The sequence below is a fragment of the Streptomyces violaceusniger Tu 4113 genome, assembly GCF_000147815.2.
Lineage (GTDB): Bacteria > Actinomycetota > Actinomycetes > Streptomycetales > Streptomycetaceae > Streptomyces > Streptomyces violaceusniger_A.
Map to the genome: position 1 here is coordinate 1,780,837 of NC_015957.1, position 25,502 is coordinate 1,806,338.

At 70.4% G+C, this 25,502-nt stretch carries 24 protein-coding genes; 14 read left to right on the forward strand and 10 right to left on the reverse strand.

Translation table 11 applies throughout. The features are described 5' to 3' along the window. Positions 1–48 precede the first annotated feature (48 nt). Positions 49–618 carry a peroxiredoxin-like family protein gene (locus STRVI_RS07935; protein ID WP_014055117.1) on the reverse strand — a complete coding sequence of 190 codons (570 nt, stop codon included), beginning with the start codon at positions 616–618 and terminating at the stop codon, positions 49–51. A 71-nt stretch (positions 619–689) separates the two neighbouring features. Here STRVI_RS07935 and STRVI_RS07940 point away from each other — a divergent pair, with 71 nt between their 5' ends. The 3 genes from STRVI_RS07940 to STRVI_RS07955 all read left to right on the forward strand — a co-directional run bounded on the left by STRVI_RS07940 (position 690) and on the right by STRVI_RS07955 (position 3,002). Continuing rightward, positions 690–1,304, forward strand: a complete 615-nt coding sequence (locus STRVI_RS07940; RefSeq protein WP_014055118.1) for a TetR/AcrR family transcriptional regulator — start codon at positions 690–692, stop codon at positions 1,302–1,304. Between the two features lie 52 nt (positions 1,305–1,356). After that, positions 1,357–2,288 (forward strand): IS5 family transposase gene (locus tag STRVI_RS47575; RefSeq protein WP_435532578.1). Its coding sequence is split into 2 segments (ribosomal slippage): positions 1,357–1,734 and positions 1,737–2,288, totalling 930 coding nucleotides; the frame shifts between segments, so codons are not numbered across the junction. 129 nt (positions 2,289–2,417) lie between these two features. Next, on the forward strand, positions 2,418–3,002 hold the full coding sequence (locus STRVI_RS07955) for a Uma2 family endonuclease (RefSeq protein WP_014055119.1): 585 nt from the start codon (positions 2,418–2,420) through the stop codon (positions 3,000–3,002). Between the two features lie 16 nt (positions 3,003–3,018). Here STRVI_RS07955 and STRVI_RS07960 read toward each other — a convergent pair whose 3' ends face one another. Continuing rightward, on the reverse strand, positions 3,019–3,978 hold the full coding sequence (locus tag STRVI_RS07960) for a glycoside hydrolase family 6 protein (RefSeq protein WP_014055120.1): 960 nt from the start codon (positions 3,976–3,978) through the stop codon (positions 3,019–3,021). 220 nt (positions 3,979–4,198) lie between these two features. Further along, entirely contained in the window at positions 4,199–5,917 is a 1,719-nt protein-coding gene (locus STRVI_RS07965; protein WP_014055121.1) for an MFS transporter, read from the reverse strand. A gap of 96 nt (positions 5,918–6,013) precedes the next feature. Here STRVI_RS07965 and STRVI_RS07970 point away from each other — a divergent pair, with 96 nt between their 5' ends. Continuing rightward, a complete protein-coding gene (locus tag STRVI_RS07970; protein ID WP_106685637.1) occupies positions 6,014–6,703 on the forward strand; it encodes a TetR/AcrR family transcriptional regulator in 690 nt (229 codons plus the stop codon). 128 nt (positions 6,704–6,831) lie between these two features. Here STRVI_RS07970 and STRVI_RS47580 read toward each other — a convergent pair whose 3' ends face one another. Continuing rightward, a complete protein-coding gene (locus STRVI_RS47580; RefSeq protein ID WP_086019618.1) occupies positions 6,832–6,996 on the reverse strand; it encodes an alpha-L-fucosidase C-terminal domain-containing protein in 165 nt (54 codons plus the stop codon). Here STRVI_RS47580 and STRVI_RS07975 point away from each other — a divergent pair. Both STRVI_RS07975 and STRVI_RS52535 read left to right on the forward strand, forming a co-directional pair. Continuing rightward, positions 6,989–7,171 carry a hypothetical protein gene (locus STRVI_RS07975; RefSeq protein WP_086019619.1) on the forward strand — a complete coding sequence of 61 codons (183 nt, stop codon included), beginning with the start codon at positions 6,989–6,991 and terminating at the stop codon, positions 7,169–7,171. The genes STRVI_RS47580 and STRVI_RS07975 overlap by 8 nt on opposite strands. A gap of 160 nt (positions 7,172–7,331) precedes the next feature. Beyond that, on the forward strand, positions 7,332–7,496 hold the full coding sequence (locus STRVI_RS52535) for a hypothetical protein (protein ID WP_167543196.1): 165 nt from the start codon (positions 7,332–7,334) through the stop codon (positions 7,494–7,496). A gap of 72 nt (positions 7,497–7,568) precedes the next feature. On the opposite strand, the gene STRVI_RS07980 is transcribed toward STRVI_RS52535, so the two are convergent. Continuing rightward, positions 7,569–8,810, reverse strand: a complete 1,242-nt coding sequence (locus STRVI_RS07980; RefSeq protein ID WP_014055125.1) for a PucR family transcriptional regulator — start codon at positions 8,808–8,810, stop codon at positions 7,569–7,571. A gap of 164 nt (positions 8,811–8,974) precedes the next feature. On the opposite strand from STRVI_RS07980, the gene STRVI_RS07985 reads away from it, so the two are divergent. The 3 genes from STRVI_RS07985 (at position 8,975) to STRVI_RS55505 (ending at position 12,254) form a co-directional block, all read left to right on the forward strand. Further along, positions 8,975–9,901: a proline dehydrogenase family protein gene (locus tag STRVI_RS07985; RefSeq protein WP_014055126.1), complete on the forward strand. Its 927-nt coding sequence runs from the start codon at positions 8,975–8,977 to the stop codon at positions 9,899–9,901. Positions 9,902–9,957: 56 nt separating this feature from the next. Further along, a complete protein-coding gene (gene pruA / locus STRVI_RS07990; protein ID WP_014055127.1) occupies positions 9,958–11,589 on the forward strand; it encodes an L-glutamate gamma-semialdehyde dehydrogenase in 1,632 nt (543 codons plus the stop codon). Between the two features lie 542 nt (positions 11,590–12,131). Continuing rightward, positions 12,132–12,254, forward strand: coding sequence for a hypothetical protein (locus STRVI_RS55505; RefSeq protein ID WP_014055128.1), 123 nt, complete (start codon positions 12,132–12,134; stop codon positions 12,252–12,254). On the opposite strand, the gene STRVI_RS07995 is transcribed toward STRVI_RS55505, so the two are convergent. Next, the gene (locus STRVI_RS07995; RefSeq protein ID WP_014055129.1) at positions 12,248–13,831 is read right to left on the reverse strand and encodes a purple acid phosphatase family protein; all 1,584 of its coding nucleotides are present in this window, start codon (positions 13,829–13,831) and stop codon (positions 12,248–12,250) included. The genes STRVI_RS55505 and STRVI_RS07995 overlap by 7 nt on opposite strands. Positions 13,832–13,959: 128 nt before the next feature. On the opposite strand from STRVI_RS07995, the gene STRVI_RS08000 reads away from it, so the two are divergent. The 5 genes from STRVI_RS08000 (at position 13,960) to STRVI_RS08020 (ending at position 20,446) form a co-directional block, all read left to right on the forward strand. Next, positions 13,960–15,003, forward strand: a complete 1,044-nt coding sequence (locus STRVI_RS08000) for a 3-isopropylmalate dehydrogenase (protein ID WP_014055130.1) — start codon at positions 13,960–13,962, stop codon at positions 15,001–15,003. Positions 15,004–15,203: 200 nt separating this feature from the next. Beyond that, positions 15,204–16,289, forward strand: coding sequence for a branched-chain amino acid aminotransferase (locus STRVI_RS08005; protein ID WP_014055131.1), 1,086 nt, complete (start codon positions 15,204–15,206; stop codon positions 16,287–16,289). 346 nt (positions 16,290–16,635) lie between these two features. Continuing rightward, on the forward strand, positions 16,636–18,234 hold the full coding sequence (cimA, locus tag STRVI_RS08010; protein ID WP_014055132.1) for a citramalate synthase: 1,599 nt from the start codon (positions 16,636–16,638) through the stop codon (positions 18,232–18,234). Positions 18,235–18,566: 332 nt separating this feature from the next. Beyond that, positions 18,567–20,150, forward strand: a complete 1,584-nt coding sequence (locus STRVI_RS08015; protein WP_014055133.1) for an acyl-CoA carboxylase subunit beta — start codon at positions 18,567–18,569, stop codon at positions 20,148–20,150. Between the two features lie 56 nt (positions 20,151–20,206). Next, a complete protein-coding gene (locus STRVI_RS08020; RefSeq protein WP_014055134.1) occupies positions 20,207–20,446 on the forward strand; it encodes an acyl-CoA carboxylase subunit epsilon in 240 nt (79 codons plus the stop codon). Positions 20,447–20,609: 163 nt separating this feature from the next. On the opposite strand, the gene STRVI_RS08025 is transcribed toward STRVI_RS08020, so the two are convergent. The 4 genes from STRVI_RS08025 to STRVI_RS08040 all read right to left on the reverse strand — a co-directional run bounded on the left by STRVI_RS08025 (position 20,610) and on the right by STRVI_RS08040 (position 25,370). Beyond that, on the reverse strand, positions 20,610–21,188 hold the full coding sequence (locus STRVI_RS08025; RefSeq protein ID WP_014055135.1) for a GTP-binding protein: 579 nt from the start codon (positions 21,186–21,188) through the stop codon (positions 20,610–20,612). Then, on the reverse strand, positions 21,169–21,831 hold the full coding sequence (locus STRVI_RS47025; RefSeq protein WP_014055136.1) for a DUF742 domain-containing protein: 663 nt from the start codon (positions 21,829–21,831) through the stop codon (positions 21,169–21,171). The genes STRVI_RS08025 and STRVI_RS47025 overlap by 20 nt, the downstream gene beginning before the upstream one ends. Before the next feature lie 82 nt (positions 21,832–21,913). Then, positions 21,914–22,327, reverse strand: coding sequence for a roadblock/LC7 domain-containing protein (locus STRVI_RS08035; RefSeq protein ID WP_020868201.1), 414 nt, complete (start codon positions 22,325–22,327; stop codon positions 21,914–21,916). A 10-nt stretch (positions 22,328–22,337) separates the two neighbouring features. Next, positions 22,338–25,370: a nitrate- and nitrite sensing domain-containing protein gene (locus STRVI_RS08040; protein WP_078505171.1), complete on the reverse strand. Its 3,033-nt coding sequence runs from the start codon at positions 25,368–25,370 to the stop codon at positions 22,338–22,340. Between the last annotated feature and the right edge of the window lie 132 nt (positions 25,371–25,502).

Genomic DNA, 25,502 nt, shown 5'->3' on the forward strand with positions numbered 1-25,502 from the left:
GGGCCCTTCGCTCCACCGCCGGAGCGGAGGGCCTTCGGCGCTGGTGGATTAGGGCGTCGGGTCGGGGCGCGGGGCGCGGGCGGCCAGCGCCAGCAGCTCGTCCACCGACCACTGGTCATAGGCGTGTTCGCCGTGCTTGGCGGCGATGACGCGGCCGTCCCCGCCGATCAAGAAGTCCGCGGGCAGCCCCAGCCTGCCCCCGGGCTGGCTGGGCGCGGGCAGCTTCTCCCGGCCACGGACGACCGCCCATGCGCCGGTCAGCAGCGCCCGCGCGATCGGCCCCCAGGCGCGCGGGCTGAGCAGGGCCCTCGGCGCCTGCTCCACCCCGAACTCCCGGTAGAGCCGCTTTCCGGGATCGGCGACGACGGCGAACGGCAGCTCGTCCGTATGCTTCCGCAACTCCTCGGCGGGAGAGTGGAAGACCACCACCTCCCGGACTCCGGCCGCCTCGAGCTCCTGATGGCGCCGCACGATCGACCGCAGATGGAGATTGCAGACGGGGCATCCGGCGAAGCGCCGGAACTGAAGGTGGATCAGCCGGCCGGGGTCGGGGACGGCGACGTCCGGGCCGGTCACGGGGGTGAGGGTGCGGGCGGCGACGACGGAACCGGGCTCCATGGGAGCCCCCTTTCGTAGGCGTACAGCATACGCTCACCAGCGTAAGCGTATGTCGTACGCTGTCAACCGCCATGCCACGTCCCCGCTCCCTCACCCCCGATCAGCTCGCCTCGGCCGCCCTCGCCGTTCTCGACCGCGAGGGGCTCGCCGGGCTCTCGATGCGTGCCGTCGCCAAGGAACTCAGGATGAGCACGATGGCGCTCTATCGCTATGTCGACGATCGCGAGGAGCTCGAAGGGCTGGTGGTCGAGCGCGTCCTCAGTGCCGTCGACACCACGCCGCCGGAGCCCGGGGTCCCCTGGGACGAACGGCTCCGGATCATGGTCGGGCGGCTGCGCGACACGATCATCGCCCACCCCGCGGTCCTCCCGCTGACCCTCACCCACCGGCACCGTTCCCCCAGCGGACTGCGCTGGTCGGAGACGGCGCTGGCGATCCTCACCGAGGCGGGCCTGGACGGCGAACGGCGGGTCCTCGCGCTGCGCGCCCTGCTCGGCTATGTGATCGGGGCGATCCAGCTCGAACACCTCGGGCCGCTGTCCGGCGCGGGCACGGTCGCCATCGCCGAGCTGCCGTCCGACGCGTTCCCGTACATGGCCGAAACGGCGCGCCAGGCGCGGAGCGTGGGGGTGGAACGGGAGTTCTTCGGGGGCCTCGAGGTGTTCCTGCGCGGGCTGGGCGGCTAGGACTTGTCCGGCCGATCATGTGACTGCCTCGTGTCTGAATCGTTGATGTGGCATGGGGCGGGGTGATCTGACGGATGCGGAGTGGGAACGACTGCGGCCGTTCCTGCCGGTCAGCAATGGACGTTGTGGCAGGTGGCGGGATCATCGACAGGTGATCGACGGGATCCTGCACCGCGTGCGCACCGGGGTGCAGTGGCGTGATCTGCCCGAACGGTTCGGACCGTGGAAGACCGTCTATGAACGCCACCGGCTATGGTCGGCCGACGGCACCTGGGAACGCCTGCTGCAGCAGGTCCAAGCCGCGGCCGACGCCGCGGGCGACATCGACTGGGACCTGGCGGTCGACTCGACCATCGTGCGCGCTCATCAGCACGCGGCCGGTGCTCGCACAGATCCGCCGCCGGCAGCCGCGTCAAAGGGGGCCGAAACAGCAGAACACCAGGACGAGCCTCCGTGGCAGAGCCTGCTCGCCCGGCTGGTGGAGGTGGTGCAGGAGGTGAGGGACTGGGCCGCTCGCGCGGCGGACTCACGAGCAAGCTCCACCTGAGCGCCGACGGCCGCTGCCGCCCGCTGTCCCTGATTGTCACCGGTGGACAGCGGGCGGACTGCACCCAGTTCCAGCCGGTGCTGGAGAAGATCCGCGTTCCACGGCCGGGGCCGGGCAGACCGCGCACAAAGCCCGACAGCCTCGCCGCTGACAAGGCCTACAGCAACGGGCCCTGCCGCGACTACCTGCGACGACGGGGCATCCGGCACATCATCCCGGAGAAGTCCGACAGTCAGGCCGCCCGCCTGCGTAAAGGCTCACGCGGCGGACGGCCACCCGGCTTCGACGAGGAACGGTACAAGAAGCGCAACACGGTCGAGCGGGCGATCAACAGGTTGAAGCAGTCCCGGGCCGTGGCCACTCGCTACGACAAACGCGGCTACGTCTTCCTCGGCACAGCCACCACAGCCGCGCTGGTCATTTGGCTTCGCACATGATCGCCCGGACAAGTCCTAGTCGGCCGGGGTCAACGGTGAGCGCCGCCCCCACTCGTGTGGGTGGCCTCTCCGGTGTTCCTGCCCGCTACTCTTGGTCACGCGGCCAGAATCCCGTCCATGGGAGGAACCATGACTGCTGAACCGCTTCCGGCCTGGGCTTTTCCGCCCCCGGGCGGATTCACCGCAGACGATCTTGACCGCATGCCGGAGCTCCCGCCGCACACTGAGCTGATCGACGGGAGCCTCGTCTTCGTGAGCCCGCAGAGGCATTTTCATTCGCTGGCCATGTACTTGCTGGAGAAGGGGCTCCGGGCATCTGTGCCCGAGCCGCTCCGGGTCTGTCGCGAGATGACCATCGCCCTCGACAAGCGCAACCGGCCCGAGCCCGACATCTCCATCCTGCGCGCGGAGGCCGTATCGGCGGAGGCGGACGAGACGGGCTATGACGCGGCCGATGCCGTGCTCGCGGTGGAGGTCGTGTCGCCGGAGTCCGAGGACCGTGACCGCAAGCGCAAGCCGCAGCTCTACGCCGAGGCGGGGATTCGGCACTTCTGGCTGGTCGAGAAGGGCGAGGGGCGCCGTCCGGTGGTCCATGTCTTCGAGCTGGACCCGGTGACCCGCACCTACGTGCCCACCAGCATCCACCATGACCGGCTGAAGGTCTCGGTCCCGTTCACCATCGACATCGACCTCACCGAGATCGACCACCTGTGACCGGGGTCGGGTGCGCTCACCCCGCCAACTCGTATGCGTAGTCCGGCGAGAAGGTGCCCGCCGCGCCCGCGCAGCCGTCCAGTTCGCCCGGTGGCTTGATCCACAAGTAGGCGTCGATGGCGGGGTCGCCGGTGTTCGCCGTCGGGTTCTCGCCGACCTTGCGGCCGTGGGGATCGCACCAGGTGTTGTCGGGGGCGGGGCCGTTGCCGTTGCGGCTGGTGTCGATGACGGCGGTGAGCCCCGAGGAGGTGCCGAGCTGGGCGAGCACGCTCTTGGTGAAGGTCACCTCGTCGGCGCTGCGGCGGAAGTTGGAGACATTGCTGTAGATGCCGTCGCCGCTGGTCAGCACCCCGGCCGAGCGAAGCCGCGACGCCTGGACGGCGGCGCTGCTCCAGGCCGAGTGCCCGGCGTCGAAGTACACCCGGGCGTTGGGGTTCGCGCCGTGGATGGCGGTGGCGGCGCGGGCCAGTGAGGCATAGCGGCCACTCAGTTCGGCGGACGAGAGGCAACTGATGAGCGCGATCGAGTCGGGTTCGAGGATGACGATCGCGGGCCCGCTGCCCAGCCCGGCGGCGAAGGCGCGCACCCATGCGTCATAGCTCGCGAGGTCGGGCGCGCCGCCCGCCGAGGCCCCGCCGCAGTCGCGGTTGGGGATCTGATACGACACCAGGACAGGCGTCTGGCCCTTGGCGGAGGCGGCGGAGGTGACCTTGCGGACGTCCTGGGTGACGGTGGCGGGGGAGTACCGGGAGAACCACAGGGCCTGGGGTTGATTGGCGATCCGCGAGGCGATGCGCGGCTGCCGGGAGTCGCCCGGATTGGCGGCGACCCACTTGTTGACGAGCGAGTCGGGGTCGTTGAAGAACCGGGTGGCGCCCGGCAGTTCGCCTGCGACGGCCCGGGGTGTGTGGGCCGCGCCGATCAGGAAGGCGACGGCGAGCCCGGCTGCCGCTAACGCTCTGGTGGTGATGCGCACGGTGCGTCACTCCTCTCGCGTGGGGCTGCTCAGCCCTCGGGCGGCGGTGTCGTCCGGCCGCCGTCCTCTGGTTGCCGCCGGGCGGGAGATGGTTGCCGTCGTGTTCGATGCGGATTCGACGCGTCCGGCGGTGAGGTGACGCGCGTAACGGCCAACTCGCGCCGTGCGTAACGCCGGAGGGGACCCCACGTCGGTGAGGTCCCCTCCGGTGTGCCACGGCTCAGCGACCCGGCACCGCCGCCTCGCTCACCGTCTCGCCGCGGACGGCGGTCCCGTCCGTGCCGGTCGAGGGCACACCCGCGCCGGTCGAGGGCACATCCCCCGCCGTGTCCGCATCCCTGGCCGTGGCCGCGCCCCCGGCTGTGTCCGCACAACCGGCCGCGCCCTCCGCAGCCCCCACCCGACGCAGCGTCACCAGGGCCAGCACCGCGGCCGCCACCAGGACCACCGCCCCGGCGCCGCACGCGATCCGCATCCCGTGGGTGAACGCCTCGCGTGCCGCGTCCAGCATCTGCTCCCCGGTCCGCCCCTTCAGCTTTCCCGCAACCGCGACGGCGGCGCCCAGCGTCTCGTGCACCTGGTCGAGCGCGCCGCTGGGCAGTCCGCCGCCCAGCGAGTCCTTGACGTCGCTCCGGTAGACGGCGGTGCCGACGCTGCCGAGCACCGCCATGCCCATCGCCCCGCCGAACTCCTGGCCCGTCTCCAGCAGCGCGGCCGCCGAACCGGCCCGCTTCGGCGGGACGGTGCCGATCGCCAGGTCGGTGACCAGCGACATCACCATGACGATCCCGCTGGCCAGGACGGCGGCGCCGATCAGCACGGTCCACAGCGCGTCCGTGCCGGCCAGGGCCAGAATCCCGTAGCCGATGGCCCCGGTCACGAAGCCGGCGCCGATCACCTGGGCCCGGTCGGCGCCGCGCTGGACCGCCACAGCGGCCGCCGGTCCGGCGATGCCGACGCAGACGGACGGGGCCAGGCTCCACAGCGCCGCCTCCAACGGGCTTTTGCCGAGCACCGACTGCAGATACTGGGTGGTGAAGTAGGCCGAGCCCATCATGGCGAAGGTGGCCAGCGCGTTGAGCGCGATCGACGGGCCGAAGCCGCGGTGGTGGAACAGCTCCGGGCTGATCATGGCGTCGCGGCGGGTGCGCTGACGCCGTATGAAGGCGGCGCCGATGGCGAGACCGGCCACGACGGACAGCAACGGGATCGGGCTGACGCCGTTGTCGGCGGCCGTCTTCTTCAGTCCGTAGATCACCGGAAGCACGGCGGCCAACGACAGCGGCACGCTCGGCAGATCGAACGCCCCGGGCTTCGGGTCCTTGAACTCCGGTACCAGGAGCGGCACCAGCGCCAGCAGCAGCACCATCGCCGGAACGTTGATCAGGAAGACCGAGCCCCACCAGAAGTGCTCGATCATCACCCCGCTCAGCACCGAGCCCAGCGCGATACCGCCCGCCATGGCCGACGACCAGATCGCGATCGCCTTGGCCCGCTGCTTCTCGTCGAGGAAGAGATTGCGGATCAGCGCCATCGTCGACGGCATCAGCGTCGCGCCGCCGATTCCGAGCACCGCCCGTGCGGCGATGAGCATCTCGGCGCTCTGGGCGTACGCCGCCGCGACGGACGCGGCGCCGAAGGCCGCGGCCCCGAACAGCAGCAGCTTCCGCCGTCCGAAGCGATCGCCCAGCGCTCCCATGGTGATGAGCAGCCCGGCGAGGGCGAAGGCGTAGATGTCGAAGATCCATAGCTGCTGGGTGGAACTGGGGTGCAGCTCCCGGCTGATGGCCGGCACCGCGAAGTACAGCACCGACACATCCATGGAGACCAGGAGGAGCGGAAGCATCAGGACCACGAAGGCGGTCCATTCCTTGCGCCCGGCGCGCGGGCCGGTGGAGGTCGAGATCGAGGTCGAGGTCGAGGTCGAGGTCGAGGTCATGGCGGTGAATATACGAGCGTCTTAAACAAGTGTCTAGTACGGCTGTGTAAAACGGATGTCTAGGACGGCCGTATGGGATCGGGATACCCTGGCGCCATGGGACATCGAGAGGATCTGCTGGTCGGGGCCAAGCGCTGCATCGAGGAGAAGGGCTGGTCCCGTACGACGGCGCGGGACATCGTGGCCGCCTCGGGTGCCAACCTGGCCTCCATCGGCTACCACTACGGCTCCAAGGACGCCCTGATGCGGGAGGCGCTCTTCGCGGCGATGGGCGACTGGGCCGATGACGTCCAGCGGTCCCTGGAGGCGGACGCCCCGGCGGGCGACGATCAGGACACCGAGCTGCGGGAGCGGTTCGAGACCCGGTGGACCCGGGTGCTCGAACTGTTCGGCAAGCACCAGGCGATGTGGCAGTCCCAGTTGGAGGCCATCCTCCAGGTTCGGCATGACCCCGAGCTGCGGGCGGCCTTCGGCCGGGCCCAACCGGAGGGGCGCCAGGGGCTGGTAGGGCTGATCCACGGCATCGACGAGCGCGACGTCGACGAGGAGACCTCGCGGGTCATGGGCTCGTTCTATATGACGCTGGTGAGCGGGATGGTCGTCCAGATGGCCATCGACCCCGACCTCATGCCCAGCGCCCACGACCTCGTCGAGGCGATGCGGCGGATCATCGGCGACGCCCCCGCGGCCCCCGACACACTCCCGGCCCCCGACGCACTCCCGGCGCCTGACGCACTCCCGGCCCCTGACGCCCCCGACGCTCCCGCGTCCCCCGCCGCCGGCTGAAGGGACTCAGCGCCGCGCCGCTGTAGGGTCCGCGAAGATTCGCTGACCGATTTCCCGGCCACCGCTGTGCCGGCCCATGCGCAGGGCCGGGCAGGGCCGGGCACAGCCTGCCGCGCGTGCACGGCTGTTCAGCGGGTCCACTCCACCTTGAACACCCACGCGTGCTCGCCCGCCTTGCGTGCCGCCTCGGGGACGTCGATCACCAGCGCGTCCCCGGATGTGCGCCAGGTCAGCGGGCGCCGGTACCCCAGCATCGTCACCTTGTCCCCGGCCCGTATCGGTACCGTGGGCATACTGCGCGACGAGGTCTGCGAACGCGCCGGCAAGCGCGTGTTCTACCGCACCTGGTCCACCGGCGACGACAAACTCTCCGCCGACCCCGACTACTACCGCGGCGTCACCGACCAGGTGCCGGTCCACGACAATCTGCTGTTCTCCATCAAGTACCCCATCCGGGCGAGCAGTTGACCGTCGCGCACCTCACCGCCGGGATCTCCGCCCTCGCCGCCCGGGCCCACGCCGCCGGGCCGCGCTTCCACTGCGGCACCATCACGCCCAACGGCAAGCTCGGCGACATCGGCGAGAAGATCCGCGAACAGGTCAACACCTGGCTGCGCAGCACGCCTGTATGCGACAGCGTGATCGACTTCGACCACGCGTTGCGCGACCCCGCGACCCGCATCACCTGCTGCCCGCCTACGACGCCGGTGACGGCGTGCACCCCACGGACGCCGGTCTGCAGGCCATGGCCGACACCGTCGACCTCCGCCTGCTCACCCGTGATGCCTCCTGACGGGGCGAGCGGCCGCTCGCGCGGGGCGACCTGGACGGTGGCCGTCGGTCAGGTCGCGGATCCTGGAGGGACTCAGCGCCGCGGCGTCCCGAGACGGGCGGCCTTGAGGGTCATGTGCAGCAGCAGCCGGTCCTCGCCCGCGTCCAGGTCGAGACCGGTGAGCTGCCGCACCCGGGACAGGCGGTAGTAGAGCGTCTGCCGGTGGATGCCCAGCCGCGCGGCGGTGCGCCCGGCCTGGCCCGCGCAGTCGAGGAAGGTCTCGGCGGTGCGGGCGAGTTCGGCGTGGGCGGGCTCCAGCAGCGGGCGTACGGCGGCGTCGGGCCGCAGTGCGGGCAGCGCGGCCAGCAGACGGTACGGGCCGATGGCGGACCACTCCGCGACCGGCCCCAGGCGCATATCGGCGTGGGCCGCCCGCGCGGCGGCCAGGGCCTCCTGCCAGGCGGCGGGCAGCTCCTCCAGCCCGCGCCGGGGAGCGCTGACCCCCGCGGCCGCCCCGGCCGGTACCGCGTTCGGGGAGCCCGTGGTGGCCCGGGGGGAGCGCAGGAGCTGTTCGGCCGTCGTACGGGCCGGGTCCAGGGCGGTGGCCGCGCGCAGCCGGACCAGCGTCGCCAGCCCCGCCCCGGTCGCCGCGGTCCCGGGCAGCGCGCATGCGGCCACGATGCCCGGGAGGTGGGGGAGTCCGGGGTGGTCCGCGTCCTCGGCGGTCCCCGGTGTCCACGGCACCACCGCCACCAGCGCCAGCGGCCCGTCGCCCGCTCCGCGCAGCGCGGTCCGCAGCCCGGCGCGGGCGGCGTCCCCGCCGGCCGGCGGTCCGGTCAGCACATCGCGCAGCAGCTCGCCGAGCTCCTCCCCGGCCCGCGCCTCGGCCGCCAGCAGTGCCCCGATGCGGTCCGCGGTCTCCATCGCGCGGGCCAGCCGGGGGTCCGGCGTGCCGGTGGGGCCGCCCAGCTCCAGGTCGGAGAGGTGGCCGTCGTCCAGCAGCCAGACATAGCCGTGCACCACCCCGCGGTGCCGGACGGGCAGGCAGATACGGCCCATGAACACCCCGGCCGCCGGGTCGGGCGGAATCCGCAGCGGCGCCTGCGCCCGTGCGATTCCGAACGCCTCGAACCAGGCCCGCACCGCCGCCGTCGAGCGGCGCTGGAGGATCGAGCGGGTGCGGACCGGGTCCAGCGCGGGCTCCTCCGTGTCATCGATGTCTTCGCTGTTCTGGGCGCCGAAGGCGATCAGTGCGAAGTCGCGGTTCTCCAGGGTCGCGGGTGCCCGGAGCACCGCCGTGATCTCGTCCACCAGTTGCTGGTAGTCGTCGCGCATGGGGCCCGCCTCTTCCCGGTTTCACCCCTCACATTCTCATACAGATGTCTGAGATCCCGGCCACGGATGCGTGACAGCTGTCGATGGTCCGGGATCCGAGCCATCCTTAAGTTTCACGGTGAGTTGTTGATGCCGTTCGTCGGCCGTCATCGTGGAGGTGCCCCGTGCTGGGACCCGTGCTGCTCGCCGCTTCGCGCAGTGCCGCCATCCGCCGTCTCGTCTCGGCCGCGCCGGTCACCCGCCCGATGGTGGACCGTTTCGTCGCCGGGGAGCGGCTTACCGAGTCCCTGGGCTCGGTGCGGTCCCTGACCGCCCGCGGCCTGGACGTCACCCTGGACCATCTGGGCGAGGACGTGACCGACCGGGTCGAGGCGCTGCGCAGCCGCGACGCCTATCTGGCGCTGACCGAGGCGCTGGCCGCCGAGGGGCTCGCCGGGCGCGCGGAGATGTCCGTGAAGCTCTCCGCCTTCGGACAGGCCCTGCCCGGGGGCCACGATCTGGCGCTGGCCAATGTGACCCCGGTCGTGGAGGCCGCCGCCGCGGCGGGCACGACGGTCACGCTCGACATGGAGGACCACACCACGGTGGACTCCACCCTCGCCATCCTCGGCGAGCTGCGCACCCGCTTCCCGCAGACCGGCGCCGTCGTCCAGTCCTATCTCTTCCGGACCGAGGACGACTGCCGGGCGCTGGCCGGGGAAGGCTCCCGGGTGCGGCTGGTGAAGGGCGCGTACGACGAGCCGGCGAGCGTCGCCCACCAGGACAAGCGCGAGGTGGACCGCGCCTATGTGCGCTGTCTGAAGATCCTGATGGCCGGTGAGGGCTATCCCATGATCGGCTCGCACGATCCGCGGATGGTCGCCATCGCCCAGGATCTGGCGCACCGGCTCGGGCGCAAGCTGGACGAGTACGAATTCCAGATGCTGTACGGGATCCGCGTGGCCGAGCAGGAGCGGCTGGTGGCGGAAGGCCACCGTATGCGGGTTTACGTCCCGTATGGCACAGACTGGTATGGGTACTTCATGCGCCGCCTCGCGGAGCGCCCCGCCAACCTCACATTCTTCCTGCGCTCGCTGGTCGGCCGTCGCTGACCGCTCTCGGCATCGCAGACCTCGCAACCCGACGATCGAAGGAGACAACGGCCACTATGGACGCCGTCACCCAGGTCCCCGTGCCGGTGAACGAGCCGGTGCACACCTACGCGCCCGGCACCCCGGAGCGTGCCCGCCTCGAGACCAAGCTCAAGGAGCTCGGCGAGAACCCCATCGACCTGCCGATGACCATCGGCGGCGAGAAGCGGATGGGAGCGGGGGAGCGCTTTGACGTCGTCCAGCCGCATAAGCACTCCGCCCGCCTTGGTACCTACGCCAACGCCACTCAAGCGGACGCGCAGGACGCGATCGACGCCGCCCTGGCCGCGGCCCCCGCGTGGCGCGCGCTCAGCTTCGACGACCGTGCCGCGGTCATCCTCAAGGCCGCCGATCTGCTCTCCGGCCCCTGGCGGGAGACCCTTGCGGCCTCCACCATGCTGGGCCAGTCGAAGACCGCGCAGCAGGCAGAGATCGACACCCCTTGTGAGCTGATCGACTTCTGGCGCTTCAACGTCCACTTCGCGCGCCAGATCCTGGCCGAGCAGCCGGTGGCCAATTCGCCCGGGGTCTGGAACCGCAGCGACCACCGGCCGCTGGAGGGGTTCGTCTACGCGATCACCCCCTTCAACTTCACCGCCATCGCGGGCAACCTCCCCACCGCCCCCGCCCTGATGGGCAATGTGGTGGTCTGGAAGCCGTCCCCGACCCAGACGCACGCCGCCGTGCTGCTGATGGAGGTACTGGAGGAGGCCGGGCTGCCCAAGGGCGTGATCAACCTGGTCACGGGCGACGGCAAGGACGTCTCCGAGGTGGCCCTGGCCCACCCGGACCTCGCGGGCATCCACTTCACCGGTTCCACCCGGACCTTCCAGTACCTGTGGAAGACGGTCGGCAACAACATCGAGAACTACAAGACCTATCCGCGGCTGGTCGGTGAGACCGGCGGCAAGGACTTCATCGTCGCCCACCCGTCCGCCGACCCGGCGGTGCTCAAGACGGCGATGACCCGTGGCGCCTTCGAGTTCCAGGGCCAGAAGTGCTCCGCGGCCTCCCGCGCCTATGTGCCGCGCTCCCTGTGGGAGAACGGCCTCAAGGAAGAGTTCGCCACCGAGGTCAACGGGCTGGCCATGGGCGATGTGGCCGACCTCGGCAACTTCATGTCCGCGGTCATCGACGAGCGCGCCTTCGCCAAGAACAAGGCCGCGATCGACCGGGCGAAGTCCGACCCGACGGTCGAGGTCGTCGCGGGCGGCACCTACGACGACGGCGAGGGCTGGTTCGTCCGCCCGACCGTGCTGGCCTCCACCGACCCGGAGAACGAGATCTTCAAGGACGAGTACTTCGGCCCCATCCTCGGGGTGTACGTCTACGAGGACGAGCAGTACGACGCGATGCTCCAGCAGATGGAGTCGGCCGCCCCCTACGGGCTGACCGGCGCCGTCATCGCCCAGGACCGCGCGGCCGCCGCCGCCACCTGCGAGGCGCTGCGCTTCGCGGCCGGCAACTTCTACATCAACGACAAGCCGACCGGTGCCGTCGTCGGCCAGCAGCCCTTCGGCGGCGGCCGGGCGTCCGGCACCAACGACAAGGCGGGCGCCAAGCAGAACCTGATGCGCTGGACCTCCACCCGCTCCATCAAGGAGACCCTGGTCCCGCCGACCGACTACCGCTACCCGCACATGGGCTGACCGCCCCCGCGGACGGGCCGGGCCCGTCCGCCCCGCGACCCCGCCCCCGGACCGCTTCAGTGCGGTCCGGGGGCGGCGTGCGCTCCGGGGGCACGTAGGGGGAAATCTGTGGACGCCCGACGCGCGGCGGTGCTAGCGTCAAGCAGTCAAGTAGGCACTATTTACCGCAGTTTACGTGGGTAACCAGGCGCGGGACCGCCCACGACGACCTGCGATCGGCCGCCGTGGTCGAGGTCGGACGGGGGTCGGCCTCGACTATCGGCGCGGTGCCGCTTTGTGATCACCCTGGGTCAGTGGCCGATGTCACCCTGTTCGCGTCTCAGATAGTAGGACGTCCGACTAATTGTGCAGACACTGACGCTCCGCTGCCTTACTTTTGTGGAAGCCGAACGTCTCGCTGCATCCAGCGATGGCGGCCGCGGCCGGTGCACAGGCGCAGGTGACCCCTGCCGCACTCAGGCCCCCGCCCCTTCCGGCAGCCACCTTCTCGGGGAGCTTTCCTTCCTCCCGGTCCACCGGGGTTCAGCAGAGGAGATGTGATCATGGCCGCGACGACTGTCCGCAGGATCCGCCGCAAGACCGACGACACCGACCGCAAGAAGGCGGCCGCCGCACTGCAGCGCGCCCTCGACCGCCGCGACAACGGCGGTTCCACCGGTCACTGACGCCGGGGCCGGGTGACCTCGAAGCGATCCACCCGCTCGCCCGACTCCGCCAGGGCCGTGACCGTGAGGCGGGGGCGGGGGCCCGGCTCCACCTCCACGGCGAGGAAGGAGAAGCCGGTGTAGCGGATCCGGGACCAGTCCGCGCTGTCCCGGTTCTTCTCCCCGTCCTTCGTCCAGTGGTAGGTCTTCACCTCGTCGAGGTCCTTGATGTGCCGCTCGTAGCTGTCGGGCACCGGGAACTCGTAGAGCTTCGCGCCCGCCCCGCCCGCCGTCACATAGACGATCCCGTCGCGCACCGCGTCGGCGCTTCCCCCGATGGGGACCCGGCGGGCGACCTTGCCGCCCCGGATCGCGTCGGTCCGCTCGTAGACGTGGTTGTGGCCGTTGATGACCAGGTCCACCTGGTGCTTCTCGAGCAGCGGCACCCAGGTGTCGCGTACCCCGCCGTCCGAGGCGTGGGCGCTGGTGGTGGAGTAGGCGCAGTGGTGGAAGAAGACCACCAGGAAGTCGATGCCGGGCCGCTTGCGCAACTGCCCCAGGCGCCGGTCCAGCCAGCGGGTCTGCGCGCCGTCGGTGTACCCCTTGTTGGCGGTGATCTCGTAGGAGACGTCATTGGCGTCCAGCGCGACCACGCCCACGTTCCCGTAGACGAACGAGTAGACGCCGGGCGCCTTGCGCGGGTCCGGGCCGTTGTCCGGCAGGGACCAGCGGGCGAGCTGGCCGCCGTAGCCGTCGGGGGAGTACCACGCCTCCATGTCGTGGTTGCCGGTCGTCACCATCCACGGCACGCTCGCCGCGACCGAGTCGGTCTGGGCGAGGAAGGAGTCCCAGACCCGGGCGTCGTACAGGTCGGTCTTCTTCCCGTGGCCGGTGGTGTCCGCGTAGCACAGGTCCCCGGCGTGCAGATGGAACGACGGGTTCTGGCCAAGGATCAGTTGGTCGTTGGCGAGTGCGTCATAGCTCACCCCCTGGTCGCCGAAGGCGGTGAAGACGAACTTCCCGGGCTTCTCCGGCGCGGTGCGGAAGGTGCCCACGGACGAGAAGTGCCGCGGCTCGGCCGGGTCGCGGTCCGCGTGACCGACGCCGTAGTAATAGGTGGTCCCGGGGCGCAGATCGTCCACCGCGGCGTGCAGATAGAACTGCTCGACCGCGGGCAGCTTGTCGCTCAGCGACGGGGTGTGCAGGGAGCGGACCTCGGCCTCGACCTTGCGTGTGAGCTCCAGCGGGCTCGTGCCGATCCGCACATACGGCTTCCGCACGGCGAACGGCACCTGCCAGGAGATCCGCATCTGCGTCCGCGGATCGGCGCCGAAGGCCAGATGACGGCCGAACGGGGCGACCAGCGCGCCGTCCACCGTGGCGGCCCCCGGCTTCGGGCTCGCGGCCGGCGCAGGCTTGGCGTCGGCGGCGCACGCCGCCCCGCCCAGCAGCCCCGCCCCCGCGACCGTCCCCGCGGTGGCGGCGCCTCCGCGCAGCACCCGGCGCCGGGAGAGCCGGGCCCGCAGATACTCATGCTGCTCCGCCATGGTCATCCGCTGGGCGAGCCGCTCCGGTACGCCGAACCGTGGTGTGTCCATGGACCGGAATGTCCCCCGGGCGGTCAACGGCGCACCATACAGGAGGTGAACGGGTGATTGCCGCTGGGCGGATGTCCGCATGGCGGAACGGCTATGTCAATCCATGGGACGAGCGGTAGGGTCCCGGTATGTCTCGCAGCATTCGCCTCGCAGTGATCCCCGGTGACGGTATCGGCCAGGAAGTCGTGGCCCAGGGCCTGAAGGTCCTCTCCGCCGCCCTTCCCCAGGACGTGAAGCTGGAGACCCGGAGTTACGACCTCGGCGCCCAGCACTGGCACGCCACCGGCGAGACCCTGCCGGACGCGGACCTGGAGTCGCTGAAGAACCACGACGCGATCCTGCTCGGCGCCATCGGCGACCCGTCGGTGCCCTCGGGCGTGCTGGAGCGCGGGCTGCTGCTCAAGCTGCGCTTCGCCTTCGACCACTACGTCAACCTGCGTCCGTCGAAGCTCTTCCCGAACACCCCGACCCCGCTGGCCGGCCGCCCCGACATCGACTTCGTGGTCGTCCGCGAGGGCACCGAGGGCCCGTACGTGGGCAACGGCGGCTCGCTGCGCACCGGCACCCCGGCCGAGGTCGCCACCGAGGTCAGCCTCAACACCGCCTACGGCGTCGAGCGCGTGGTCCGGGACGCCTACGAGCGGGCCGACGCCCGGCCGCGCAAGAAGCTGACCCTCGTGCACAAGAACAACGTCCTGGTGCACGCCGGCCACCTGTGGAAGAACATCTTCGACCGGGTCGGCCAGGAGTACCCCGAGGTCACCACCGACTATCTGCACGTCGACGCCGCGACGATCTTTTTCGTCACCCAGCCGGAGCGGTTCGACGTGATCGTCACGGACAACCTTTTCGGTGACATCCTCACCGACCTCGCCGCCGCCGTCACCGGCGGCATCGGGCTCGCCGCGAGCGGCAACATCAACCCCTCCGGCGCCTTCCCGTCGATGTTCGAGCCGGTCCACGGCTCCGCGCCGGACATCGCGGGCACCGGCAAGGCCGACCCGACGGCGACCGTCCTGTCGGTGGCCCTGCTCCTGTCGCACCTCGGCTACGGGGACGAGGCGGCCCGTATCGAGGCCGCCGTCGCCGAGGACCTCGCCGGGCGGGACGCGGCCGCGCCGCGCACCACCGACGAGATCGGCGACGCGCTCGCCGCCCGAGTATCCGGCTGACCCCAGCCTGTGCCACCGCGCGGCTGGGTGCGACCATCGACCTGGGCCGCGCGTGCACAACGCTCCTTCCACGGCCCCACCTAGGAGATAATCCCCGGTGGGGCCGCTGTGTGAAGAAGAGCTTGGACGTCCTAGTACCGATCACGGGCAGGATGGTGTGAGCGCGGTCCGCCACAACCGAAGGTGAAGGACTACCTGCCATGACGACGCCCACGATCGAGCTCAAGCCCTCGTCCCACCCCCTCCCCGCCGCCGAGCGGGAGAAGATCCTGGCCAACCCCGGATTCGGCCGCCACTTCACCGATCACATGGTGACCATCAAGTGGACCGAGGGCCGCGGCTGGCACGAGGCCCAGCTCGTGCCGTACGCCCCGCTCTCGATCGATCCGGCGAACATGACGCTGCACTACGCCCAGACCATCTTCGAGGGGCTCAAGGCGTACCGCCGCCCCGACGGGTCCGTGGCCACGTTCCGCCCCGAGCAGAACGCCGAGCGGTTCCAGGCGTCCGCGCGCCGCATCGCCATGCCCGAGCTCCCCGTCCAGACCTTCATCGAGGCGTGTGACGCGCTGGTCACCCAGGACAAGGAGTGGGTGCCGGGCCACGGAGAGCAGTCCCTCTACCTGCGGCCCTTCATGTTCGCCACCGAGGTCGGGCTGGGTGTCCGGCCCTCGAACGAGTACCTCTTCGTGGTGATCGCCTCCCCGGCCGGGGCCTACTTCCCCGGCGGGGTGCAGCCGGTCTCGGTCTGGCTCTCGGAGGAGTACGTCCGCGCCGCGCCCGGCGGCACCGGCGCGGCCAAGGCGGGCGGCAACTACGCGGCCTCCCTCGTCGCCCAGGCCCAGGCCGCCGAGCAGGGCTGTGACCAGGTGGTCTGGCTGGACGCGATCGAGCGCCGCTGGATCGAGGAGATGGGCGGGATGAACCTGTACTTCGTGTACGGGGACCGCATCGTGACCCCCGAGCTGTCCGGTTCGCTGCTGCCGGGGATCACCCGCGCCTCGCTGCTGCGGATCGCCGCCGACCTCGGCTACGAGGTCTCCGAGGGCCGGATCTCGGTCGACGACTGGCGCCAGGGCAACGCCGACGGGACCCTCACCGAGGTCTTCGCCTGCGGTACGGCGGCCGTGATCACCCCGGTCGGCTCGGTCAAGTCCGCCCGGGCGAACTGGACGGTGGCCGACGGTGAGCCGGGCGAGGTGACGATGCGGCTGCGCAAGGCGCTGCTGGACATCCAGACCGGTGTCGCCCCGGACCCGCATGGCTGGATGCACCCCCTGGGCTGATCACGGGTGTCACCTCTGGGCTGATCGCGCGTGTCACCCCGTTGACACCGATGGTTCGCATGATGAGACGGATGAGAGCGCAGGGGCGGAATGTGCCAGACTGCCTCCGTGCTCTCGTTCGTCATGATTATTGACAGCAGGCGCGCCGGTCCGCAGTGACCGCCCGTACGACCCGGTACGGCGCGGCCACCGTGCCCCAGACCCGCGCGCAGACCTCTCGCACCCGCGAGGGGTCTTTTCGTTTTCCGGACCATCCCGCCGGACGCGAAGCGTGAGGGACCATAGGAGGGCGCGGAACCGGATATTCCGGTAGACCGAGATCCATCCGACAGGAGCCAGACCAACCATGAAGGATCTGCCCGACGACGGCTTCCATGTCTTCGACACCACCCTGCGCGACGGAGCGCAGCGCGAGGGCATCAACCTGACGGTCGCGGACAAGCTGACCATCGCCCGTCACCTGGACGACTTCGGCGTGGGCTTCATCGAGGGCGGCTGGCCCGGCGCCAACCCGCGCGACACGGAGTTCTTCGCCCGGGCCCGCGCCGAGATCGACTTCCGGCACGCCCAGCTCGTGGCGTTCGGCGCCACCCGCAAGGCGGGGGCACGCGCCGAGGACGATCGCCAGGTCAAGGCGCTGCTGGACTCCGGGGCGCCGGTGATCACCCTGGTGGCGAAGTCCCACGACCGCCATGTGGAGCTGGCCCTGCGCACCACGCTCGAGGAGAACCTCGCGATGGTCCGCGAGACCGTCGCCTACCTGCGGTCCCAGGGCCGCCGGGTCTTCCTCGACTGCGAGCACTTCTTCGACGGCTACCGCGCCAACGCGGACTACGCCAAGCAGGTCGTCTCCGCCGCCCACGAGGCGGGCGCCGAGGTGGTGATCCTCTGCGACACCAACGGCGGCATGCTCCCCGGCCAGATCGACGCGGTGGTCCGCACCGTACTGGCCGACACCGGCGCCCGGCTGGGCATCCACGCCCAGGACGACACCGGCTGCGCGGTCGCCAACACCCTCGCCGCCGTGGACGCGGGCGCCACCCACGTCCAGTGCACGGCCAACGGCTACGGCGAGCGGGTGGGCAACGCCAACCTCTTCCCGGTCGTCGCGGCCCTGGAGCTCAAGTACGGCCGCCGGGTGCTGCCGGAGGGCGCCCTGGAGGAGATGACCCGGATCTCGCACGCGATCGCCGAGGTCGTCAATCTGACGCCGTCCACTCACCAGCCCTATGTGGGCGTATCCGCCTTCGCCCACAAGGCCGGACTGCACGCCTCCGCGATCAAGGTCGACCCGGATCTGTACCAGCACATCGACCCCGAGCGGGTCGGCAACACCATGCGGATGCTCGTCTCCGACATGGCCGGCCGGGCGTCGATCGAGCTCAAGGGGAAGGAGCTGGGCATCGACCTCGGTGACGACCGCGCCCTGGTGGGCCGGATCGTCGAGCGGGTCAAGGAGCGCGAGCTCGCGGGCTACACCTACGAGGCCGCCGACGCCTCCTTCGAGCTGCTGCTGCGCCAGGAGGTCGACGGCCGTCCCCGCCGCTACTTCCGGGTCGAGTCCTGGCGGGCGATCGTCGAGGACCGCCCGGACGGCACCCACGCCAACGAGGCCACCGTGAAGCTGTGGGCCAAGGGCGAGCGCATCGTCGCCACGGCGGAGGGAAACGGCCCGGTCAACGCCCTGGACCGGGCGCTGCGGGTGGGGCTGGAGCGGATCTACCCGCAGTTGGCGACCATGGAGCTGGTGGACTACAAGGTCCGCATCCTGGAAGGCAAGCACGGCACCGAGTCCACGACCCGGGTGCTGGTCTCCACCGCGGACGGCCAGGGCGAGTGGTCGACGGTCGGCGTCGGGGAGAACGTGATCGCCGCGTCCTGGCAGGCCCTGGACGACGCCTACGCCTACGGGCTGCTGCGGGCCGGGGTGGACCCGCAGGAGTGACCTGGGCCTCATGGCCGCGTGGGCCCGGTGCGCGTGGCGCCGGCCGCCGCCGGAGTAAGGTACGGGGAGCGGAGCGCGGCCGACGTGCTCCGTTCCCCGATCCGGCCGCAGCGCCGCTCCGGCGGTCGCCGCCCATCCGGGTGGTCGAGCCCGCCCCTCGCACGGTCGCCGCCTGGAGGTTTGTCGGATGCCGACAGGGTCGATAGTCCTTTAGGACACCAGGTAGTGGGAAAGCCGCTGTCCAGTTCTGTTCCGCCTGCCCACCAAAACGCCCCTGACGTTGTAGGGAATTGACATGCGTTTCCGGGGGTCCGGGAACGTACCGTCAGTGCATGACCAATCTCGAAGGTGCGCCTGCTGAGGCGAGTGACGTTCGCGGGCGCGTCGCCGAGCTGCACGCGATTCGCGAGCAGGCTCGGCGCGGCCCGAGCGAGCGGGCGACCGAGGCCCAGAAGGCCAAGGGGAAGCTGACGGCTCGCGAGCGGATCGATCTGCTGCTTGACGAGGGGTCCTTCAACGAAGTGGAGCCGCTGCGGCGGCATCGTGCGACCGGGTTCGGCCTGGAGGCGAAGAAGCCTTACACCGACGGGGTCGTCACCGGCTGGGGGACCGTCCACGGACGGACGGTGTTCGTCTACGCACACGACTTCCGGATCTTCGGCGGGGCGCTGGGGGAGGCCCACGCGACCAAGATCCACAAAATCATGGACATGGCCATCTCGGCCGGGGCGCCGCTGGTGTCCCTCAACGACGGCGCCGGTGCCCGTATCCAGGAGGGCGTCTCGGCGCTCGCCGGATACGGCGGCATCTTCCAGCGGAACACCAAGGCGTCCGGCGTCATCCCCCAGATCAGCGTGATGCTCGGCCCGTGCGCGGGCGGGGCGGCGTACTCCCCGGCGCTGACGGACTTCGTCTTCATGGTCCGGGAGACCTCTCAGATGTTCATCACCGGACCCGATGTGGTCCAGGCGGTGACCGGCGAGAAGGTCAGCCAGAACGGACTGGGCGGCGCGGATGTGCACGCCGAGACCTCGGGTGTGTGCCACTTCGCCTACGACGACGAGGAGACGTGCCTGGAGGAGGTGCGCTACCTCCTGTCGCTGCTGCCGCAGAACAACCGGGAGAACCCGCCGACCGTCGAGTCCGACGACCCGGCCTCCCGGCGCGGCGACTCGCTGCTGGACCTCGTCCCGGCCGACGGCAACCGGCCGTACGACATGCGCAAGGTCATCGAGGAGATCGTCGACGACGGCGAGTACCTCGAGGTCCACGAGCGCTGGGCGACCAACATCATCTGTGCGATGACCCGGCTCGACGGCCAGGTGGTCGGCATCATCGCCAACCAGCCGCAGTCGCTGGCCGGCGTGCTGGACATCGAGGCGTCGGAGAAGTCCGCGCGCTTCATCCAGATGTGCGACGCCTTCAACATCCCGCTGGTCACCTTCCTCGACGTGCCCGGCTTCCTGCCCGGTGTGGACCAGGAGCACGGCGGGATCATCCGGCACGGCGCCAAGATGCTGTACGCGTACTGCAACGCCACCGTGCCGCGGATCTCCGTCATCCTGCGCAAGGCGTACGGCGGTGCGTACATCGTCATGGACTCCCAGTCCATCGGTGCCGACCTGACCTACGCCTGGCCCACCAACGAGATCGCGGTGATGGGCGCCGAGGGCGCCGCCAACGTGATCTTCCGCCGTCAGATCGCCGACGCCGACGACCCCGAGGCCATGCGCGCCCGCATGGTCAAGGAGTACAAGTCCGAGCTGATGCACCCGTACTACGCGGCCGAGCGGGGCCTGGTGGACGACGTCATCGACCCGTCCGAAACCCGTGAGGTCCTGATCCGGTCGCTGGCGATGCTGCGCGACAAGCACGCCGACCTGCCGTCCCGTAAGCACGGCAACCCGCCGCAGTAGCCTCTGAGTTCGTGTCCTCGCGCGAAACCCGCGCGACAAGGGAGAAGAGACAAACCGTGAGCACACCGAGCGATATCGCCGATCCCGCCGCCGCGGCGGCGGCCACCCTGGTCCGGGTCGAGAAGGGCCACGCCGACGCCGAGGAGCTCGCCGCGGTCACCGCGGTGCTGCTCGCCCGCGCGGCCGCCGGCACCCACCGCGGCGCCGACTCCACCCGCCCGGGCCGCAGCGCCGCCCGCTGGCGCCGTCTGGAGCGCCGCCCGGCGTTCAGCGCGCCGCACAGCTGGCAGGGCTGAGCGAGCGGCCCCGCCGCCTCCGGACGGCCGCACACCGCCCGGAGGCCGCCGGCCCCGCGCCGAGCGTTCTGAACGCGCCGGACGCCCTGGACCCACCGGGAACGCACAAATCCCCTGTTCTCCTCGGAGAGCAGGGGATTTTGGCTTCTGTCGCCGGTCTCGGCTACCGCAGCCGGGCCATCAACGCGTGCTCGACCAGCGTGATGAGCGCGCTCTTGGCCTCGCCGCGGTGGCGGGCGTCGGTGATGATGATCGGCGCGTCGGGGCCGATCTGCAGGGCCTCGCGGACCTCTTCGGGGGCGTACGGCTGGTGTCCGTCGAAGCCGTTGAGGGCGATGACGAAGGGCAGGCCGGAGTTCTCGAAGTAGTCGACCGCGGGGAAGCAGTCGGCGAGGCGGCGGGTGTCCACCAGGACGACCGCGCCGATGGCGCCGCGGACCAGGTCGTCCCACATGAACCAGAAGCGGTCCTGGCCGGGCGTGCCGAACAGGTACAGGATCAGGTCCTGGTCCAGCGTGATGCGGCCGAAGTCCATCGCCACCGTGGTGGTGGTCTTGTCCGGTGCGTGGGTCAAGTCGTCGATCCCCGCCGAGGCGGAGGTCATCACGGCTTCGGTGCGCAGCGGGTTGATCTCCGAGACCGCGCCGACGAACGTGGTCTTGCCCACGCCGAAGCCGCCCGCCACCACGATTTTCGCGGAGGTGGTGGAGCGGGCTGCACCGCTAGAGCTTGCGAAGTCCACTGAGCACCCTTTCGAGCAGTGTCACGTCAGGCTGACCGCCGGCGGACTCGTCGCCGCCCGGCTGATGAATGGCGACGAGCCCCGCCTCGGCCAGGTCGGCTACGAGGATCCGGGACACGCCGAGGGGAATGGCGAGCAGTGCGGAGATCTCGGCGACCGACTTGATCTCGCGGCACAGATGGCAGATCCGCTGGTGCTCGGGCAGTTGGCCCTGGAGCTGAGCGGGATCGGCCGTGGTGTGCACCAGCGCCTCGATGGCGAGCTGGTACCGGGGCCGGGTCCGGCCCCCAGTCATGGCGTACGGGCGCACCAGAGGGTTATGAGTGCCGCCCGCGGGGGAGGAAGGTTCCGGAGCGGGGCGCTCAGGCGGCTGTACGGGCTCGATACGCGGCGCGGAGGGCGCGTCGTACCAAGACCCCCCCTGCGGCGCCGGAGGCGCGTAGGAGGGCGTGTACGGCTGTTGCTGAGGCCGCTGCGGCTGCCGCCGCGGGGGCTGCTGCTCCTGCTGTGGCTCCGGCTGCTGTGGAGAGCGGGCCTGACGGCTGGGCGCGGAGGGGAAGTTGTAGCGCTTCTTCGGGGCCTCTCCGCGCGGCTCGGACGGCTGCCCGTGGGCGTACGGATATCCGCTAGGGGGCGTTGCCACGTGTCCTCCTCCAACTCGCCTGTCTTGCCGGTCGCGCCACCGCACCCTATGGCGCGGTGGCGCGAAACGCACTCCATGTTTGCTAGTTGAGAAGACTGCCCTGCAATTCCGCGCGGAGATCCGGGGTGAGGACATTGCCCGCGCGATCGACCAGCAGGGCCATCTCGTAGCCGACGAGGCCGATGTCGCACTCGGGGTGAGCGAGCACGGCGAGGGAGGATCCGTCGGAGATCGACATGATGAAGAGGAAGCCTCGTTCCATTTCGACGACGGTCTGGTTGACCACGCCGCCTTCGAAGATGCGCGAGGCTCCGGATGTGAGCGAGGTCAGGCCGGAGGCCACCGCCGCCAGTTGATCGGCTCGGTCACGGGGGAAGCCTTCGGACATCGCCAGAAGGAGTCCGTCGGCGGAGACCACCACGGTGTGGGACACCCCGGGGGTGTTGTCCACGAAGTTGGTGATCAACCAGTTCAGGTTCTGCGCCGCCTGGCTCATCGGGCTCACACTAACGCTCCTGATCGTAGGTGCTGCCGGGGCCGAAGCCCTGTTGGTCATGCTGGTCACGCCCGGGGGTCCCGGATCCCGCGCTGCGCCCCCGCTGGACGCCGCGGCGCAGGTTGCTCAGCCTGCCGCGGATGTCCTCCGGGGCACGGGAGACCTGGGGGCCGCCCTGTCCGGTCGGCTCCGCGGAGCCCTCGACCAGATTGGCCTTGGGCACCCGGCGGGGCAGGCCGGATGTTGTGACCCCACCGGCCTTCGGGTCGCGCAGCCGCTCGGCACGGTGCCAGCGCTGGTCGTTCTCCGACTGCCACGGGGCACTGTCCTCCTGCTGCTGGGGTGTCTGCCGGGGTCGCTCCGGCGCCGTGGGCGCCGCCGGGTCCCCGACCATCCCCTGTGTCCCTGTTTCCTCGGACGGCTGCCACTGCCTGTCGCGACGCGGAAGCCCGGCGTCGGTCATCGAGTGGATTCCGCTCGGGGAAGGGCCCGGACGGTGGAACTCTACGCGGTCCCGAGAAACTTCGGGAGCGCTGGGTCCTGATTCCGCTTCGGTCCCGAACTGCGACGCGTAGGGCATCTCGAAAGATCCGGAATCGCCCCACTCTCCCTGTTGAGAGGGGGAGTTGTAGCCGATGTACGGCTGCTGTTCGGGTTCCGTTTGAGTTGTGTAATCCGCTTCCGGTTGCGAATAGCCGGAATTCTGGTAGGACGACGGGGTCAGCGGATCGGCAGGCGCCTGTCCGGGCCGCGGATCCCGCTCGGGAGGGGTGGCCCCCATTCCGCTGTACTGGCCCTGAAACTGGTGATGTCCCTGGTCCCGGTCGTAGGCGGAGTCGTCGAAACCCAGCTCGGCGGCGGTCCGCGAGGACAGCTCGCTCACGTCCTCGAAGGCCGGGGCGGGCCGCGGCTCGGGGACGATCCGGGAGACCGTGAAGTCGTCCTGGGGCAGCTCCTCGCCGCCACCGCCGTGGGTGATCGCCTCGGGCAGCATCACCAGCGACGTGGTGCCCGCCTGCTCCCCGGAGGGGCGGAGCTGGACCCGGATGCCGTGCCGGTCGGCGAGGCGGCCGACCACGAAGAGCCCCATGCGCTGGGAGACCGTGGCGTCCACCGTCGGCGGATTGGCCAGCTTGTGGTTGATGTCGGCGAAGTCCTCGGCGGTCAGGCCGATGCCCTTGTCGTGGATCTCCACCACCACCCGGCCGTCGGGCAGCCGGGTCGAGGTGACCCGCACCTTGGTGTGCGGGGAGGAGAAGGTGGTGGCGTTCTCCAGTAGCTCGGCCAGGAGGTGCACCAGGTCGGTCACGGCGGTGCCGTGGATCTCGCTCTCGGAGATGCCGGCCAGCTCGATGCGCTCGTAGGACTCCACCTCCGAGGAGGCGGCGCGCAGCACATCGATCAGCGGCACCGGCTGGTTCCAGCGCCGGCCGGGCTCCTCGCCCGCGAGGATCAGGAGGTTCTCGCCGTTGCGCCGCATACGGGTGGCCAGGTGGTCCAGCCGGAAGAGGTGCTCGAGCTGGTCCGGATCGGCCTCCCGGCTCTCCAGTTCGGAGATCAGGGTGAGCTGCCGCTCGATCAGTCCCTGGTTGCGACTGGAAAGGTTGGTGAAGATCGCGTTGACGCCGCCGCGCAGCATCGCCTGCTCGGCCGCGAGCCGGATCGCCTCACGGTGCACCTGGTCGAAGGCGCGGGCCACCTCGCCGATCTCGTCCTTGGTGTTGATCGGTATCGCGCTGACCCGGGTGTCCACCCGTCCCGGGTCGGTGCGGGAGAGCTGGCCGACCACCGCGGGCAGCTTGTTCTCGGCGACGTCGAAGGCGGCGTTGCGCAGTTGCCGCATCGAATGGCTCATCGAGCGGGCCATCCGGCCGGCCACGAAGAAGGCGGCGAGCAGTGCGAGCACCACGATCGCGCCGTTCACGATCGCATCGCGGCGGGCGTCCGAGGAGATCTGAGCCGCCTCGTTCACGGCTCTGTTCACCAGGGTCTGCTCGACGTTCCGGTAGGCGTTGAACTTGATCGTGGAGGCGTTGAACCAGGCGTCCGGGGTGATCCCCTGGCCGGCCAGTGCGGTGGGCGAGGCGCCGCTGCCGATGGCCTTGAGCATCTGGTCCATACCGGGCGGCGCGACGAACTTCTTGCCGTCCGCCTCGGCCTTCCGCTTCGCCTCGGCGATTTGCTCCTGCGCACGCTTCTCGGCGGCCGTGAGGGTGTCCTCGAGCCGGGTCACGTCCTGCGGTGTGCCGGCCGCCTCGAACTCCCCGAGCGCGATCCCCTCGAGGTAGACGTACGAGGTGTAGGAGGTGAGCTGGGTCTTGCGGTCGGTCGCGGACGGACCGGGCTTGACCAGCAGATGGGTGCCGATGGAGCGCTGCAGCGACTCCGCGCCCTTGGCCAGGGATACCGCGTAGACGGTACGGCCGTACGACGTGATATTGCCGGTGCCCAGGCCCAGTTCATTGGCGAACTCGATCAGCCCGTGCTCGACGGCGACATAGCCCTCTTCGGTCTTCACACCGTTCAGGCGGTCGGTGTACGCGTTGCGGCGCAGGGAGGCGAGCTGCGGTTCGGCGGCTCTGAAGGCTTTGAGGCGGCGCTTCATGGTCGGCGTCCGCGGCATATCGGCGACGGCCTTGTCGAAGTCCTTCTTCGCCGAATCGCTGGTGGCCCGCGCCTTGGTCACCGTGGCCTCGTTGGTGCCGCTGAGCAGCGGGCCCGCGCTCAGGTCGCGCTCGTTGACGAGGGCGTGGGCGTAGGTGGTGGCGGCCCGGACGACCTGGGCGGTGCGCTCGGCGTCCCGCGCCTCGTTCCAGGTGGAGACCGAGGAGGCGACCTGGAAACCACCGAAGACCAGGGCGACGAGCACGGGGATGAGCAGGATCGCGTACAGCCGGCCGCGCACCCGCCAGTTCCGAGGGGAGATCCGGCCACCACGGGGTGGATCCGGTGCCTCGGCGGGCGACGCCGCTGTGCCTGAACGCGGCGGCGGGGTGAAGTTCCCTCGCGCGTCTTGCGCGGGGTCCGGCTTGCTTCGCCTCACTCGACCAACAACCTCTCGGCATCGGCACCATTTGTGCCGTTCCCAGCTGAGCCCTGACTGCCCAGTTCAGCGAATTCCAGCACGCCCCGCAGGTGCTTTCCAAACAGTGCGCAAAGCGCTCAGTACGTTGTC